General features: G+C 39.9%; 14 protein-coding genes. 6 read left to right on the top strand and 8 right to left on the bottom strand.

The genetic code is table 11. The features are described 5' to 3' along the window. Nucleotides 1-39: 39 nt before the first annotated feature. The 4 genes from folK to mazG all read right to left on the bottom strand — a co-directional run bounded on the left by folK (nucleotide 40) and on the right by mazG (nucleotide 3,318). Complete coding sequence (gene folK / locus IRT38_RS06135) at nucleotides 40-528, bottom strand: 2-amino-4-hydroxy-6-hydroxymethyldihydropteridine diphosphokinase (RefSeq protein ID WP_004960709.1); 489 nt, start codon at nucleotides 526-528, stop codon at nucleotides 40-42. Next, nucleotides 525-1,979: a polynucleotide adenylyltransferase PcnB gene (gene pcnB / locus IRT38_RS06130; RefSeq protein WP_004906699.1), complete on the bottom strand. Its 1,455-nt coding sequence runs from the start codon at nucleotides 1,977-1,979 to the stop codon at nucleotides 525-527. The genes folK and pcnB overlap by 4 nt, the downstream gene beginning before the upstream one ends. 138 nt (nucleotides 1,980-2,117) lie before the next feature. Next, nucleotides 2,118-2,543, bottom strand: coding sequence for a ComEA family DNA-binding protein (locus tag IRT38_RS06125; RefSeq protein ID WP_194597218.1), 426 nt, complete (start codon nucleotides 2,541-2,543; stop codon nucleotides 2,118-2,120). Continuing rightward, nucleotides 2,512-3,318, bottom strand: coding sequence for a nucleoside triphosphate pyrophosphohydrolase (gene mazG / locus IRT38_RS06120; RefSeq protein ID WP_099948111.1), 807 nt, complete (start codon nucleotides 3,316-3,318; stop codon nucleotides 2,512-2,514). Before mazG ends, IRT38_RS06125 begins: the two co-directional genes overlap by 32 nt. A 98-nt stretch (nucleotides 3,319-3,416) precedes the next feature. Here mazG and IRT38_RS06115 point away from each other — a divergent pair, with 98 nt between their 5' ends. Beyond that, on the top strand, nucleotides 3,417-4,190 hold the full coding sequence (locus IRT38_RS06115) for an SDR family oxidoreductase (protein WP_194597217.1): 774 nt from the start codon (nucleotides 3,417-3,419) through the stop codon (nucleotides 4,188-4,190). Nucleotides 4,191-4,228: 38 nt separating this feature from the next. Here IRT38_RS06115 and IRT38_RS06110 read toward each other — a convergent pair whose 3' ends face one another. From IRT38_RS06110 to cysM, 4 genes are all read right to left on the bottom strand, one after another. Next, nucleotides 4,229-6,535: a RelA/SpoT family protein gene (locus IRT38_RS06110; protein ID WP_004906689.1), complete on the bottom strand. Its 2,307-nt coding sequence runs from the start codon at nucleotides 6,533-6,535 to the stop codon at nucleotides 4,229-4,231. A gap of 31 nt (nucleotides 6,536-6,566) precedes the next feature. Continuing rightward, nucleotides 6,567-7,976: a 23S rRNA (uracil(1939)-C(5))-methyltransferase RlmD gene (gene rlmD / locus IRT38_RS06105; RefSeq protein ID WP_194597216.1), complete on the bottom strand. Its 1,410-nt coding sequence runs from the start codon at nucleotides 7,974-7,976 to the stop codon at nucleotides 6,567-6,569. A gap of 9 nt (nucleotides 7,977-7,985) precedes the next feature. Next, a complete protein-coding gene (locus tag IRT38_RS06100; RefSeq protein WP_194597215.1) occupies nucleotides 7,986-8,807 on the bottom strand; it encodes a 3'-5' exonuclease in 822 nt (273 codons plus the stop codon). Between the two features lie 61 nt (nucleotides 8,808-8,868). Continuing rightward, entirely contained in the window at nucleotides 8,869-9,792 is a 924-nt protein-coding gene (gene cysM, locus IRT38_RS06095) for a cysteine synthase CysM (RefSeq protein ID WP_194597214.1), read from the bottom strand. Between the two features lie 148 nt (nucleotides 9,793-9,940). Between cysM and IRT38_RS06090 the strand changes: the two genes are divergently transcribed. From IRT38_RS06090 to rsfS, 5 genes are all read left to right on the top strand, one after another. Then, complete coding sequence (locus IRT38_RS06090) at nucleotides 9,941-12,751, top strand: ATP-binding protein (protein ID WP_194597213.1); 2,811 nt, start codon at nucleotides 9,941-9,943, stop codon at nucleotides 12,749-12,751. A gap of 75 nt (nucleotides 12,752-12,826) precedes the next feature. After that, nucleotides 12,827-13,615, top strand: a complete 789-nt coding sequence (locus tag IRT38_RS06085) for a crotonase/enoyl-CoA hydratase family protein (RefSeq protein ID WP_004906675.1) — start codon at nucleotides 12,827-12,829, stop codon at nucleotides 13,613-13,615. A gap of 21 nt (nucleotides 13,616-13,636) precedes the next feature. After that, complete coding sequence (locus IRT38_RS06080) at nucleotides 13,637-14,503, top strand: NAD(P)-dependent oxidoreductase (RefSeq protein ID WP_194597212.1); 867 nt, start codon at nucleotides 13,637-13,639, stop codon at nucleotides 14,501-14,503. A 24-nt stretch (nucleotides 14,504-14,527) separates the two neighbouring features. Next, complete coding sequence (locus IRT38_RS06075) at nucleotides 14,528-15,322, top strand: hydroxypyruvate isomerase family protein (RefSeq protein ID WP_042891691.1); 795 nt, start codon at nucleotides 14,528-14,530, stop codon at nucleotides 15,320-15,322. 81 nt (nucleotides 15,323-15,403) lie between these two features. Continuing rightward, nucleotides 15,404-15,802 carry a ribosome silencing factor gene (gene rsfS, locus IRT38_RS06070; RefSeq protein WP_194597211.1) on the top strand — a complete coding sequence of 133 codons (399 nt, stop codon included), beginning with the start codon at nucleotides 15,404-15,406 and terminating at the stop codon, nucleotides 15,800-15,802. Nucleotides 15,803-15,824 lie beyond the last annotated feature (22 nt).

Genomic DNA, 15,824 nt, shown 5'->3' with positions numbered 1-15,824 from the left:
GATGGTGTCCTCTACAGGCATTTCCAAAACAGACAAATCTTAAGCATTTGCCCAAGATTGATCTGCGATTACAGTCAAATTTGCTTGCTGTAAAAGTTCTAAATCTCTTAAAGAATGACCATTTATTTGTAAATGATCATCTAAATCTAATAATGGAATCACGACAAAATCACGCTCCAACACACCAACATGTGGTACGGTCAAACGCTCATTGTGTATCTGCTCTTGTCCATAAATCAGTAAATCCAGATCAAGAGTCCGCTCTCCCCAATGACGTAAACGAATACGTCCAGCATCTTTTTCAAATTGTTGCAATTGATCCAACAAATCTAGTGGCGACAATTCTGTATCTAACTGAACCACAGCATTCAGATAATGAGGCTGATCTTGCGGTCCCATCGGTGGACTTTGATATAGTTTAGAGACTTGAACAGTACCCAAACTTGATAATTTCAAAACTGCTTCTGCAAGAATGTGTTTTGAGTCACCTAAGTTTGAACCTAAACCAATATAAGTACGAATCGTCATTGCGTCGGTCCAAAAACAACTTCTGCTAAATCACGTTTTACACGTTTACGTTTCAAAATCGGATGATCAGCATGAATTAAATTTGAATCAGTTGAAGCTTTCTCAATAAAACGATTGACCGAATCATCTGTTCTAACACGCTCTTTTTTAGCACGTCGATTTTTAGGTTCAGGTACATTCACCAAAGGTTCGATTTCAGTAGTCTTTGCATCATCAACTTCAGCAAGCTTACGTCTTGATTTTGTACGTTGGCGATTATATTGACGAATGACCGCTTCTTTTTGATCAATTGACATCTCTTGGTAGTTTTCCCACCAAACACCCATACCATCTGTGCTTGTGTCACCAGACTTCTCACGAAGCAATAAGAAATCAAATCCTGCGCGAAAACGTGCATGTCCTGCTAGGGCTTCTATTTGTTGCGGTTTTGGATTGAGCAAACGTGTCTGCATTTCCCAAACTTCACGAATAAAAGTTTCAGCAAAACGAGGAATAATAGTTCGAGTCGCTTGACGTTTTAAAACATCCAAACCTGCTTGTGCACGAGCCTCTGCAGGAACCATCCCTTTATTTAAATAAAAATCACATCGCTCTAAAAAAGGTTTCCATAACAATACCGCATAGAAAAATGCAGGATTAATGGTTTTGCCAATTTGAATACGCTGATCTGTATTTCTAGCTGCACGCTCGATAAAAGCAGTGATGTTCGGTGGAATTTCAGCAAACAATTGCTTCCAAACACCAAACTCAATCAACATCGGTAGAACACGATTCAGATGTCCCATCGTAAATAATTTTTGAGATTCATCATATAAACGATGCGGTGAGACATCACGCAACAATTGCGTCATCTCAGGATTAAATACATCTAAGATCGAAGAATCAATTTGAAAATTTAATTTTGCAGCAAAACGCAAGGCACGTAGCATTCTTACAGGATCTTCTTCGAAACGCTGTGCTGGTTCCCCAAGAAATCGTAATGTACGTGTTTTAATGTCATCAACTGCATGACAAAAATCTAGAACGATGGCTTTACGGGGTTGATAATATAAAGTGTTAATTGAGAAATCACGGCGAGCAAAGTCCTGCTCAATCGTTCCCCAGTTATTATCTCGTAAGATCATACCAGAAGCACTGGTTACTGCTTTTTTAGGCGGTGCGCGAAAGGTCGCAACTTCAATTAATTCTCGACCAGAATAAACATGTGCAAGCTCAAATCGTCGACCAATAATACGGCAACGTCGACCAAAAACCTCTTTAACTTGAGCTGGTGTAGCATTGGTAACTGCGTCAAAATCCTTAGGATTAAGACCAAGCATCATATCGCGAACACCACCACCGACGATATAAGCTTCATAACCTGCTTTAGTGAGGCTATCAATTACATCAAGAATTGAAGGTGGTAGTTGAGTTGTGGACAAACCACATTTTGACGCGCGCAAAGTTTGCAAAAGACACTGTCTCCTACGTCAGGACGTAAATAACATTTTGTCGCTAATCATAGCTCTAACACACACAAAGGGCAATTTATTCTGTTGAAGTTTCAACAGATCAATTGCTCAGATTAGCGACTTTTTCCCTATTGAATCTTAAAGTATGAGCTTTGCTTTATTCTTCTCAAGCAGTTTTGGCCCGATTCCTTTTACATTCATTAATTCATCTATTGTTTTAAAACCACCCTTCTTTTGGCGGTATTCAATGATTGCTTGAGCTTTTTTCTGTCCCACTCCATTCAAAGTTTGTAACTGTTCTAGATTTGCCTGATTCAAACTAATTTTATCTGACTGAATATTTACAGGAGATGAAAGTTGTTTGGTGTTTTGCTGACTAGGTCTTGATAAATAGTAACTATTGTTGGGCTGTTTAGCTAACTGCTGGTCACGCGCTTGCTGTTGAGCTTTCCACTTTTCATAAGATTGATCAAATTGCTGCGCATAACCACTTGTATAACACCCAACCCATAGTAAAATCAGTATAAATAGATTATGTCTGCTGCGTGGCTGCGACAAAATCATGTGTTTTCCCCTCAGTTTTTAATTGTCGTTTTGCTTGCTCCCAGAGTTCATCCATTTCCGCCAAACTCATTTTTTGCAAGTCTTTATTTTGTCGTTGTGCTTGTTGTTCAATATAAGCAAAGCGGCTTCTAAATTTATAAATTGTTGCCAACAATGCCATCTCACTCGACTGCCCAAGTTTACGACCAACGTTGATCAAAGAAAATAGGCAGTCTCCGAATTCTTCTTGTATTTCATCATTTTTTTGATTTCTAATTGCTTGTTGCAACTCTCCCAACTCTTCTTCTAATTTCGCATAAGCATCAGTCACCGTTTCAAAATCAAAACCAAGTTGCGCTGCTTTCTTTTGAACCTCTTGTGCTTGAACCAAGGCTGGAGCATGTTTGATTTCATCTAATCTAGATACACTTTTATCTTTTTTTTCTTGTAGCTTAATTTGCTTCCACAATTCACTTACTTGGTCTGAACTCAAATCTTTAAACTGATCTGCTTGGAAAACATGTGGATGACGACGTATCAACTTTTCACTGATTGCATCTACCACATCGTTAAAATCAAATGCCCCTTTCTCACTAAACATTTGTGATTGAAACACCACTTGCAACAGCAAATCACCCAATTCATTTCGAATCTCATCAATATTGCCCTCACGTATGGCAGCTTCAACCTCATAAGCCTCTTCAATTGCATAACGCGTTAAACTTTCAGGTGTTTGTTGTTGATCCCATGGACATTTTTGTCTTAATTCCTGCATGATCTCTAATAATTTTTCCATGATGACCTCCTCAAACCTAAACCGCTAAATTGTTGCAGCATAAAGCCGCTTGTGCGTAATATACACCCACTCAAGAAATATCAATATAAAGGACAGCAATGCAAGCTAGTGTTTTTATCAGTGGTGCTGCACAAGGAATTGGCGCTGAAATCGCACGTTTATTCCATAAGAATGGCTATAAAGTTGGAATTTATGACATTAACCAAGAACTTGCTGAGCAATTAGCCACTGAGTTAGGTGAGAATGCTAAGGCTGGTTATCTCGATGTCAGCAATTACCATCAATGGCAAATCGCTTTACAAGAATTTAGAAACTGGGCTGGTGAACTCAATATTTTAGTCAATAATGCTGGAATTTTGTATTCTGGGCCATTTGAAAAAACAGATATCCAATCACACCATCGCACCATTGATATCAATATCAAAGGCGTTATAAATGGCTGTCATACGGCTTTAAATCATTTGCAACAGGCAAGATTTGCTCGTGTTATCAATTTATCCTCTGCTTCAGCAATTTATGGTCAAGCAGATTTAGCCTCATATTCCGCAAGTAAATTTGCCGTTCGTGGTTTAACGGAAGCATTAGATGTTGAATGGCAAAAGTACAATATTCGTGTACTTGATGTCATGCCTTTATTCGTTCAAACCAATATGGTGAAGAATATGGATGCAGGTAGTATTCAAAATATCGGCGTTGATTTAACCCCTGCTGATGTTGCCAAACAAATATTACATTTGGCACAACAAAAAGATCATGCTTTAATTCCGACACACACACCTGTAGGCATCAAAACCAAACTGATGTATCAATTGTCGAGTATTAGCCCACAGTTTTTAAATCGACTCACCAATATTTTCTTATCGAAGCGCTGATACAAAAAAGCTGCATTTACATGCAGCTTTTTCTTGATTTAACTTCCTTGAACCAAACGCCTAGCGCTAATAATCCCTGGTTGTTGCTCCAAACGAGCTAATAACCGGGACAATTGCGCCAAACCTTTAACTTCAATCAAGAGTTTCATATTGGCAATACCATCTGCCTCAGAAATCGTATTGACCTGACGAATATTAATTTGGTCTGAGAAAATCACTTGTGTGAGATCTTTCAGTAAACCACGGCGATCATACGCCTCCACCACGATTTGAACACTCTGCCCTCGTGTTGGCTGCATTTCCCAATCCGCCTCAACTGCTCGCTCAGGCTCTTGAGTCGTCATACGAATATAATCAGGACAAGCCACTTTATGGATACTTACACCACGATTTAAAGTGATATAACCACCAATTGACTCACCATGAACAGGTTGACAGCACTGTGCAATATGCAGTTCTACGTTATCCAAACCATCAATCAAAATCCCATGCGCAGATAAAGTATGGCTTGCACGTGGATTCAATGCTGGTTTCAGCACTAATTCAGGCTCATCTTGATCTAGATGCATTTGACGATTAACTTGATTAATCAATGCATGTAGACTGATATCACCACTCACCAAAGCCACTAAAATGTCATCACCAGATTTCAAGTTAAAATGTGATGAATAATCTTTTAGATCAATACTCTTTGGATGAATCGCTAAACGCGCCAACTCTTTATTGAGTAACTCACGTCCAACTTCAATATTTTTACTACGATCTTGCTGTCTAAACCAGTGACGTAACTTATCTCTTGCTCGAGCGGTTTTAATATAACCTAAAGAATTAACCAACCAGTCACGATTAGGTTCACGATCTTTTTTAGTTAAAATTTCAACTTGCTCACCTGTTTTCAAGGTATAGGTAAGAGGAACATAACGCTGGTTAACACGTGCAGCATAACACTTGTTACCGACTTCAGTGTGCACATGGTAAGCAAAATCTAAAACAGTCGAACCACGGGGTAATTCTTTAATATCCCCATCACGACTGAACACATAAATCTTTTCAAAATTTTCAAAATCTTGAATATGATCAATACCATTAGACTCATCATCTTCGGCATGTGGTGTTGTTTCAGTACGTTCTTGGTAATGTTCAAGCACTGCACGCAAAGAGTGTAAGCGATCATTAAATGAATGATCGGTATTCTTCGCACCTTCTTTATAGTTAAAGTGCGAACATACGCCTAATTCTGCCTCATTGTGCATTTCAAACGTACGGATTTGTACTTCAAGTGACTTATTCTCAGCAATCACAGCCGTATGCAAAGAGCGATAGCCATTTGCCTTAGGATTGGTTACATAATCATCAAACTGATTTGGAATATGACGCCACAACTGATGCACAATACCCAAAGCGTGATAGCAGTCAGGAACTCCCTTAACCAAAACTCGAACAGCACGAATATCATATAACTGATCAAAGCTAAGGTTCTTGCTTTTCATTTTGCGATAAATCGAATAAATGTGTTTTACTCGACCACTAATTTCAGCTTGGATATCATGCTCTGCCAATTCAGTTTTGAGTTTATCAATCACGAATTGGATATATTGTTCGCGCTCTAAACGCTTTTCATTCAACAAAGAAGCAATTTCTTTGTATCGCTCTGGCGCTAAATATCGGAATGCAAGATCTTCAAGTTCCCACTTGAGTTGAGCAATCCCTAGACGATGCGCTAAAGGCGAATAAATCGTTAGAATTTCTCGTGCGACACGCTCTTGACGCTCTTTACTTGCAGTCGCCAATTCACGTAAGGCATAAGTACGCTCAGCAAGCTTAATCAGTACAACACGAACGTCTTCCGTCACTGAGATCAGCATTTTATAAATGCCACTCAGGTGTTCGCGCTGATTATTATTAAAATGATCTTCTAAACGTTTATTTTTTTCGATCAACTCAGAGAGCTTACCCATTGCAAGCGTACCTTTTACAAGGCTCAACACTTGCTCTCCAAATTGTTGTTGAATATCTTCTAAAGTAATCAGACCTTCACGTACACTACGATATAAGACAGCTGCCGAAAGCGTATCTTCATCAACATGTAAGTGTGCCAAAATATCCGCCATACCAATACCTGTACTAAAGGTATTGCTACGATGATTCACCGTTGTTTCTAACTCTTTTTCTAAGGTAAGTTGCGCAACTTTTTGTAGTTGCTTTAACTCTGCCCCACCCAAGATATCGCGCACTCGATCTAACCATGAGACTAGACCACTTTGCGCTTCAGCGGCATGTTCTACAGTCGTTTCCTCTGACAACTCGTGAAGTCGTCCAGGTAACTGCTCACGTACTGTGACCATACCATTCTCCTCTGGATATGTAACTCATTTTCTAATCGTTTATCTCTTGGGTCTTTTCAAGCTGTTCAATTTTTTCAAATAAGGCAATTGACTCAACATGTTCAGTATGGGTAAACATGTCCATCACTGCCGCTTTTTTAAGTTGATAGCCATATTGTGCCAGTACACCTGCATCCCTTGCCAGTGTCGAAGGATTACATGAAACATAAACGATTCTTTTCGCTCCAAAATTAGGTACGTATTGCATAACCTCATAAGCACCTGATCGTGGAGGATCAATTAATAATGCATCAAATCCTTGCTTTGCCCAAGAATGATGCGAAAAGTCTTTTGTTAAATCTTGTGAAAAGAAGCTGGCTTGAGTCAAATAATTTGCTTGCGCATTTTCAGTTGCTCGTTTAACCATCTCATCACTTGCTTCAACACCGATGACTCGACCCGTTTCACCCACACAGCGTGCTAAAGGTAAAGAGAAATTACCTAACCCACAAAACAGATCAAGTACTCGCTCACCCTCTTTCAAATTAAGCAATTCACATGCCAACTGAACCATACGCGCATTCACATGGCTATTCACTTGAGTAAAATCTAAAGGCGAAAATGCAAACTTCACCTTAAAATCCTCAAGACTATAATGTAAACGCATAGGTGCATATTCATCGTCAACTCGATGCAAACTGTCTATACCTTTTGATTGAAAGTATAACTGCCATCCCTTGAGTAACGTAAATTGACGCAATTGGTTGACATCCGACACATTTAATTCATCCAAGTGACGAATTAATAACGCGACCTCATCATCACCCATCGCCAATTCTATATGACCGATGTGGGCTTTGCCTGTTAGACTTTCGAGTAAAGTTTTTAGTTCTACCAACGCATCTGACAAAACCTGATCTAAGACTTTGCATTGCTGTATATCAGTCAAATGGTTGCTGTGATGCTCTCGAAACCCCATCACTAGTCGATTTTGTTTTGGAATATATCGCACGCCAATGCGAGCACGGCGACGATAATCTGTTTTGACCGAACGAATTGGAGCTAACCATTCTTCTGGTTGTAAACCGGCAAAATGTTCTAAATGTGACTTCAATACATTTTGCTTTAACACTATCTGTTGATCTGGATGAATATGTTGCAAACTACATCCACCACACACACCAAAATGTGCGCACACAGGTGCAACTCGTTGCTCCGAAGCATCACTTTCTAGTGTGATCATTTCCGCTTCTTCTAAACGTGTGGTTTGGTTGGTAATTTTTGCTTTTACCGTCTCACCCACCAGAGCATAACGAATAAACACTTTCTTACCATGCTTTTCTTTAGGATGGTCAGGATGTGTTCCATAGTGCGCTATACCACGCCCTTCGTGTGAAAAAGCTTCAATATCGAAGGTGTAAATCGGATGGTGAAAGGGACGTTTTTTTGCTTTATGCTTCAAAAGATCAACCTAATTTTTTTGCGCAAACGTATCTGCGGTGAATACAGTATATTGCGATGTCTGCTGCCATACCTGTAAAAATTCTGTCTGTTGCGTTTGAGTTTGTAAATAATCAATAGTTGATTGAATCAACTGTTGATGATCAAGTCGATTTAATTGACCTTTCAACAATAACCAACGCAAATAAACCAACCATGTATTTAAGACATCGCCTTCGCAATAACTGGTCAGTTTCAACCACTGTGCCGAGCGCACATACTCTGGTACATGATATCCTGATTCACCACGCTTGCCTGGGAAGCCAAGTAAACAGGCAATATCATCAAGCTTCTGGAAATTGCGACCATTAAACATCGCCATCACATCCATCAAATCTACATGACGCTGGTGATAACGATTTTGGTAGTTATTATACCGCTTCTGGTTATCAATTTCGCCTTGATCAAATAAACTTGGAGCAGATAAACCATGATACATCGCCCTAAATAAAATAACGGGCAAATCAAACTGCGAACCATTCCAACTGATCAACGTAGGCTGTTTTTTATCAAAAATTGATAAAAATTTAGTTAACATTTCTGCTTCGGAGTTATTTTCCTGACTAAACGAAAAAAGTCGAAACCCTTTTTCATCAATCCATAATCCTGAAATACAAACGATCTCATGTAATGGAAGTCGCTGAAAATCCATACCAGATTCTTGACGACGAATTTTTGTAAGCGCTTGCTCCGCATCCGTATCAGGTAAATCTAAATGATAAAGATGGGCCCCTGCCTTTAGATCAGTGAGTGTTTCAATATCAAAAACTAAAATTGGAAAACGTAAGTTCATCGGAATCTCGCTCAATCCCTCCCAACCTCTCCTTTGCAAAGAGAGGGGCTAGGCGGAGATTTTAATCTTGTACGGAGAATAATCCCGTTGATAAGTAACGATCACCGCGATCACAGATAATACATACAATCACTGCGTCAGGATTTTCTTCTGCGATTTTAATAGATGCCCACACTGCACCACCCGATGATGTACCAGCACTGATACCTTCATGGCGGGCGAGCTTACGCATAGTTCGCTCAGCTTCAATTTGTGGAATATCAATAATACGATCAACACGACTACGATCAAAAATAGTTGGTAAGTACTCTTCTGGCCAACGACGGATTCCAGCAATACTTGAACCATCAGACGGCTGTAGGCCTACAATTTGAATATCAGGATTTTGTTCTTTTAAATATTTGGAAACACCCATGATGGTACCCGTAGTTCCCATTGAGCTTACAAAATGGGTGATTTTCCCACCTGTTTGTTTCCAAATTTCAGGACCTGTCGTGAGATAATGTGCTTCAACGTTATCTGGATTACCAAACTGGTTCAGCACCAAGCCCTTACCTTCAGCTTGCATTTGCATCGCGAGATCACGAGCACCTTCCATACCTTGTTTCTGAGTCACTTCAATTAACTCAGCACCATACGCAGACATTGCATCTTTACGCTCTTGGCTCATATTGTTTGGCATGATCAGTTTCATTTTATAGCCGCGCATTGCCGCAACCATCGCAAGTGCAATACCTGTGTTTCCACTGGTTGCCTCAATCAAAGTATCACCAGGCTTAATTTTTCCACGCTTTTCAGCTTGGATAATCATGTTATAAGCAGGACGGTCTTTCACTGATCCAGCAGGATTGTTGCCTTCTAATTTTGCTAATACTGTGGCTTGAGTATGACTCGCTAAACGCTGTAAACGCACCAAGGGGCTTTTACCGACATAATAATCCAGTAAAAATTCTTCTGCTAAAAAATCAGTTTGCGTATTCGTCATGATCGACACCGATATTAAGGTGGCGACTATTGTATGAAAAAAACCAAAATACTGCACCTTTTCAATATGCTTTTTATTGGCTGGTAAATGCCTCGCTTTTCTCAAAGCATGATAAGATGTTTCGCAGAATGATAAATCTGACCGCACTATGTCAAATTTCAATAAAACCCTATCAAAGCGTTTACGGCTGAATCATGCTTACGGACAGTTGATCGCACTGATTTTAGTGCCGATTGCGGTATTGACCAGCGTTGGAATTTTTTGGGTCTTATCAGAAACGACGAACTCAGCAAAACAACAACAACGTTCAGATGCTTCTGCAATCTTAGCTCGATATCATCAAACTGCCGCAGATTTACTGCGACTGGTGCAAGAACGTCCTGATCAATATTATCGTGCTCAAAACATCATGCAAAAGATGTTTAATGAGAAGAACTTACAACGAGCCGTTTTGATTGATAATCAAGGACAAACCTATCTTAGCGTCGGCTATCAAAACAATCGTTTCTGGCCAACTTTCCCAAATAACAGTAATTTTTTTGGACCAATACAACACAATCACAACAGTATTTACGGTACAAAAATTAAAAGTGATGCTACCAATCCAGTTTGGTTGATGGTTGAGCTCGATAATCATCCTCTAGAACTGGCTCGCTATAAGATTTTATTATCACTAGTCGTAACAGGTCTGATCACCTTACTCATTCTATTGTTCTGCTTAAATGTATTTTCACGACGTTGGTTAGCTCCACTGTATGAAATACGGATGCAAATGCAACGCTTAAATGCAGATACATTAGATCAACATATTGTAGTGAACAGTACTGGTGAGCTACGTTTATTGCAGCGAGATATAGCCAACGTTGTTAAACGCCTACACTTCAGTTTCTTGGAACTTAAAGAACATACTGAACAGACAGAAGAAGATTTACGCCGCACCTTAGATACCTTAGAAGTCCAAAACATTACCTATCGTCAGGCACGTGACCAAGCAATTTCATCAAATCAATCAAAATCTGTTTTCCTTGCCAATATCAGCCATGAGCTGAGAACACCACTAAATAGTATTGATGGTTTTATTCATTTATTACTCCGCCAACAAAATTTGAGTAATGAACAAAACCTGTATCTTCAGACTATACGCAAGTCATCTGCACATCTATTGGCACTCATTAATGACGTACTGGACTTTTCTAAAATTGATGCAGGAAAACTAGAACTCGAAACTGCACCTTTTGACCTAGAAGAAGCTATTTTTGATGTTATGGATATGCTTTCGCCTTTGGCTGCACAAAAGCATATCAACATGGCGTTCTACTATGCTGAAAATATCCCACAACACGTTGTAGGCGATGCATTACGCTTTAAACAAATTCTGACTAACCTCATCTCAAATGCAATCAAATTCACCCCCGATGGCGAAATCATCGTGCGCGTTCGAATGGAGGATGATGAAATTGGTCAATGTTTACTACATTTCAGTGTTCAAGATAGCGGGATTGGTCTAAGTGGGACCGATCGTAAAAAATTATTTGAATCATTCTCGCAAGGTGATGCATCCGTCACGCGACAATTTGGTGGTACAGGTCTTGGGTTAGCAATTTCCAAACAATTAGTACACTTAATGCATGGTCACATCGGCTTCGAAGACAATCAAGAACGCGCACCGACAGAAAAAGGATCAACCTTTTGGTTCACGGCGCTGTTTAAAGTTGAAGAGCAAGATGAATATGTTGAGCATCCACACTTTGAGCACTTGCAAGTGGTGTCTTATCTCGCTCACCCTGCAACAGCAAGTGTTTTACGTTCATATTTAGAAAACTACCATGTCTCACATATTGAAACCCAATCAATTCTGGATCTATTCAGTCGCTTAAATCATTTAAGCCAACAAGATAATACATGGCTGATCGTTGATCACAGTGGCGATACAGAAGCATTGCTCAAAGAAATCCGTCAACGTTATAGCGGCAATTTAGCTGTGTACGGATATCAAATGAGCCTTGAACCAAATATGCTCAATGAATACCGCGCTCGACCACTTTATCAGCCATTGAGTCGTCGTGAACTTGTACAGCTCCTGAGCAACCAACCGATCTTCGAACAAGAACCTGAAGACTTTAATGGTCAAGGCTTGCATGTTTTAGCCGTTGATGACCACTTACCAAACCTCATCGTTCTTGAAGCCTTACTTGGTGAGTTAAATGTCACCACAACCAAAGCATTGAGTGGTCAAAAAGCTATTGACCTGATTCAAGAACGCATCGAGCAAAAACTTCCGCCTTTTGATCTTGTTTTCATGGACATTCAAATGCCTGTGATGTCAGGAATTGATACCACGAGAGCGATTCGCTCATTAGAATCAACCTTAGATTCAGGTATGCAGCTCCCAATCATTGCTCTTACAGCACACGCTTTAGCGGATGAAAAACAAAAGCTACTCAAAGTGGGTATGAATGATTACGTCACCAAACCTATTCAAATGGAACAAATCATTCAAATCCTTACCCATTGGACAAAGAATAATTTTAGTTCTCAAACTCAAGTGAATGAGCAGAAACGTCCTGTTGAATCGATTGACCCGCAAATTCTAAATTGGCAACAAAGCATTCAACTTGCCGCGAATAAAGAAGATCTCGCTCAAGACCTACTCAACATGTTAGTCGATAGCTTTGATACTGAACTAGCAGAAATGCAGCAGTTAATCGAACTTGAAGATTTCCCTCAGCTGGAACATGTCTTGCACCGCTTATATGGTGCAACACGTTATGTTGGCACACCTAACCTGCAACGTGTTTCTGGTGAATTTGAGCAATTTATTTCGACACTGCGAAAGGAGCGTAGAAAAGCGGATGATGCATTTATTCGTGAAACAAAACATCGCTTTAATGAACTTAACATGGCAATCGAACAAGTCAAGCTAGCTGCTAATCTGGTTTTACACTCTCATGACATTTAGCGTGACTGTTGTGTCATGTTTCCACTCTGGGACTCATGCTATGCTGACTTATCGCACACAATAAGAGTTAAGCAAATGTCGCTTTTACGTATTGAGAAAAACAACGGAATTGCAACGGTTTATCTAAACCGCCCAGACAAACGTAATGCTATGAGTTTTGCATTATTAAAAGAACTTGTTTCCACTGCAAAAAAAATCGAAAAAGATCGCTCGATTCGTTGTGTCATTTTGACAGGTGAAGCACATGTCTTCAGTGCTGGGATTGACTTATCCGACCTGAACAATCCCAAAAATACGGCATTTGCAGCGTGGGAACTGATCAAGCCAGGGCAAAGCTTATTCCAAAAAGCATTTCTTATTTGGCAAAATCTTCCGATCCCAGTCATTGCTGCGATTGAGGGATATTGTTTTGGTGCAGGAATGCAGCTTGCTCTTGCCGCAGATATTCGTATTGCAACACCTAACACCCAAATGTCTATTATGGAAAGTCGTTGGGGATTAGTACCAGACATGGGTTTAACGCGTTCATTAAAAGGTTTGATCGGTGTTGATTTGGCGAAAGAACTCACACTCACTGCACGTATCTTTGATGCAGAATATGCAAAAAATATCGGTTTAGTGACTCATCTTGATCAAGATCCTTTAGCAAAAGCACATGTGATTGCTCAAGAAATGCTGCAACGCTCACCAGATGCATTAATGGCAGCAAAACGAGTGCTCGACGCCATGGAGCACCAACCAGAAAAAGCATTACGCCTTGAAAAATTATGGCAACTCAAACTGTTATTAGGTAAAAATAGTGCCCTCGCTCGTAAGAAAGATAAGAACCCTGAAGTTCAATTCTTACCTCGTCAATACAAGTAATTATGATCTGAGTATTTTCACATGCATGTTAATCAGCAAACACCAATCGCATTCTTAGGAATGGGGTTAATGGGAACGCGTATGGCAATCCGATTACTCCAAGCAGGTTATAAAGTCGCTGTTTGGAATCGAAGTCCACATGCATGTGATTCAATCATTCAACAAGGTGCGATTGCACTCGACTTAGAACAAATAAATGAATATCCCGTTATTCTAATCTGTTTGGCTGATGACTCTGCCGTCGAAAGTGTTTTCAGCAAAATTCAACCTCATTTAACCTCAGGACAGATTCTTGTCGATTTCTCAAGCTTGTCTGTCTCAGCAACACAAAATTTAGCTCGGGCTGCTCAAGAAAAAAACCTAACATGGATTGACTCACCCGTTTCAGGTGGGACTGCAGGCGCTGAACAAGGGACACTGGTCATCTTTGCAGGTGGAGATGAACAAACCATCCAGCAACTTGCTCCGATATATCAAGTATTATCACAACGTGTTACGCGCATGGGGGCATCTGGCACTGGTCAAGCAACAAAAATATGTAATCAATTAATCGTTGCTGCAAATAGCACCTTGATTGCAGAAGCTGTCGCTTTAGCAGACCAAGCAGGTGTTGACACCCAACTACTTGCCCCTGCTCTTGCAGGCGGTTTCGCCGACTCCAAACCATTTCAAATACTTGCACCACGAATGGCAACTCATACATTCGAACCCGTGCAATGGAAAGTGCAAACTTTATCAAAAGATTTAAATAATGCGCTAAAACTAGCTCAAAGTTTTAACTTAACAATACCTGTTGCACAAAAAGCTCTATTACAGTTACAAGCTCACCAAGAAAATGGCTTTGCTGAGAAGGATTTAGCGACTATTATTCAATATATAGAACAATAAAGTATTAATTCAAGGAGATTGAACATGAGCCGACTTGCAGTCAATTTATCCATGATTTTTACTGAAGTACCTTTGATAGAACGATTCGAACTCGCTCGAAATCATGGTTTTCAACATGTTGAAATTCAATTCCCATACGAATTAGACATCCTAGACATTCAAACTCAGCTTGAACAACATGGGTTATCACTTTGCTTAATTAATGTTCCAGCTGGGGATCTTATGCAAGGTGGTGATGGTCTTGCAGGGGTGCCAGGTCAGGAAATCGCTTTTCATCACGCACTTGAATTAGCCATCAAATATGCAAAAGCACTCAAGGTACCAAGTGTCAATATTTTGGCAGGTAAGCAACCTTTGGATGCAGACCTTTTACCTTGCCTAAACACATTATCAAGCAACTTAAAACTTGCATGCCATATGCTGACAGAACAAGGTATTACTCCTGTATTTGAAATGATTAACGGGACCGACATGCCCCGCTTTCTCGTTCAAAATATTGCTCAAGCCCAAGAAATGTTAGAAGCAGTAAATCACCCTGCGCTTAAAATGCAATACGATTGCTATCATATGGCAATGATGGGGGAAGATGTTCTAGCAGGATTGCAGGAAAATATTGATCTTATTGGACATATTCAATTTGCAGATTGTCCACATCGACATGAACCCGATACAGGTAGTATTGTCTACAAGCCTATTTTCGATTGGTTACTTCAGAGTGACTACAAAGGCTACATTGGGGCTGAATACAGACCAAAAGATCAATCAGATCAATCATTTGGATGGAAAAAAAAATACTTCTCCAATGATGTGAATACATAAACTGTTACGGCTAAAATTTGAATTTTTTAGAGAAAAACGGTATATTTGACAATGAGCAATTGTCAGGAAAATATACCCTCTATGAATTTAGAACCATCGCCCAGCGCTTCTAATTCTCACGACCTAAAAATCCAACCATCTAATAAAGATGTACAAGCTTGTCTAAAAGTTGTACATGAAGCCCTTGCAGATGTAAAAGCCAAAGATATTTTAGAACTTGATGTAAGTTCAATCAGTAATGTTGCCGATGCAATTGTAATTGCAAGCGGTACTTCTACTCGTCATGTTAAAGCCCTTGCTGATAATGTTGCTGATGAAGCACGTAAAGCAGGTTTCCGCCCACTCGGCGTCGAAGGCGAACGAGATGCTGAATGGATCCTTATCGATCTAGGTTATGTCGTTGTACATGTAATGTTACCTACTGCCCGTAAGTTTTATGATCTCGAAAGCCTATGGCGCACTCCTGAAACAGTAGCTTAAAGCTCAAAAAAGCGACCTTAGT

The sequence above is a fragment of the Acinetobacter sp. SK-43 genome, assembly GCF_015351505.1.
GTDB classification, from domain to species: Bacteria; Pseudomonadota; Gammaproteobacteria; order Pseudomonadales; family Moraxellaceae; genus Acinetobacter; species Acinetobacter junii.
The sequence above is the reverse complement of the archived record's forward strand: the minus strand, read 5'-3'. Positions and strand labels throughout refer to the sequence as shown.

Bases quoted from the DNA above. Each gene is read 5' to 3' on its own strand.
- folK (WP_004960709.1), bottom strand. From the start codon at position 528: ATGACGATTCGTACTTATATTGGTTTAGGTTCAAACTTAGGTGACTCA.
- IRT38_RS06125 (WP_194597218.1), bottom strand. From the start codon at position 2,543: ATGATTTTGTCGCAGCCACGCAGCAGACATAATCTATTTATACTGATT.
- mazG (WP_099948111.1), bottom strand. From the start codon at position 3,318: ATGGAAAAATTATTAGAGATCATGCAGGAATTAAGACAAAAATGTCCA.
- IRT38_RS06115 (WP_194597217.1), top strand. From the start codon at position 3,417: ATGCAAGCTAGTGTTTTTATCAGTGGTGCTGCACAAGGAATTGGCGCT.
- IRT38_RS06110 (WP_004906689.1), bottom strand. From the start codon at position 6,535: ATGGTCACAGTACGTGAGCAGTTACCTGGACGACTTCACGAGTTGTCA.
- IRT38_RS06100 (WP_194597215.1), bottom strand. From the start codon at position 8,807: ATGAACTTACGTTTTCCAATTTTAGTTTTTGATATTGAAACACTCACT.
- cysM (WP_194597214.1), bottom strand. From the start codon at position 9,792: ATGACGAATACGCAAACTGATTTTTTAGCAGAAGAATTTTTACTGGAT.
- IRT38_RS06090 (WP_194597213.1), top strand. From the start codon at position 9,941: ATGTCAAATTTCAATAAAACCCTATCAAAGCGTTTACGGCTGAATCAT.
- IRT38_RS06085 (WP_004906675.1), top strand. From the start codon at position 12,827: ATGTCGCTTTTACGTATTGAGAAAAACAACGGAATTGCAACGGTTTAT.
- IRT38_RS06080 (WP_194597212.1), top strand. From the start codon at position 13,637: ATGCATGTTAATCAGCAAACACCAATCGCATTCTTAGGAATGGGGTTA.
- IRT38_RS06075 (WP_042891691.1), top strand. From the start codon at position 14,528: ATGAGCCGACTTGCAGTCAATTTATCCATGATTTTTACTGAAGTACCT.
- rsfS (WP_194597211.1), top strand. From the start codon at position 15,404: ATGAATTTAGAACCATCGCCCAGCGCTTCTAATTCTCACGACCTAAAA.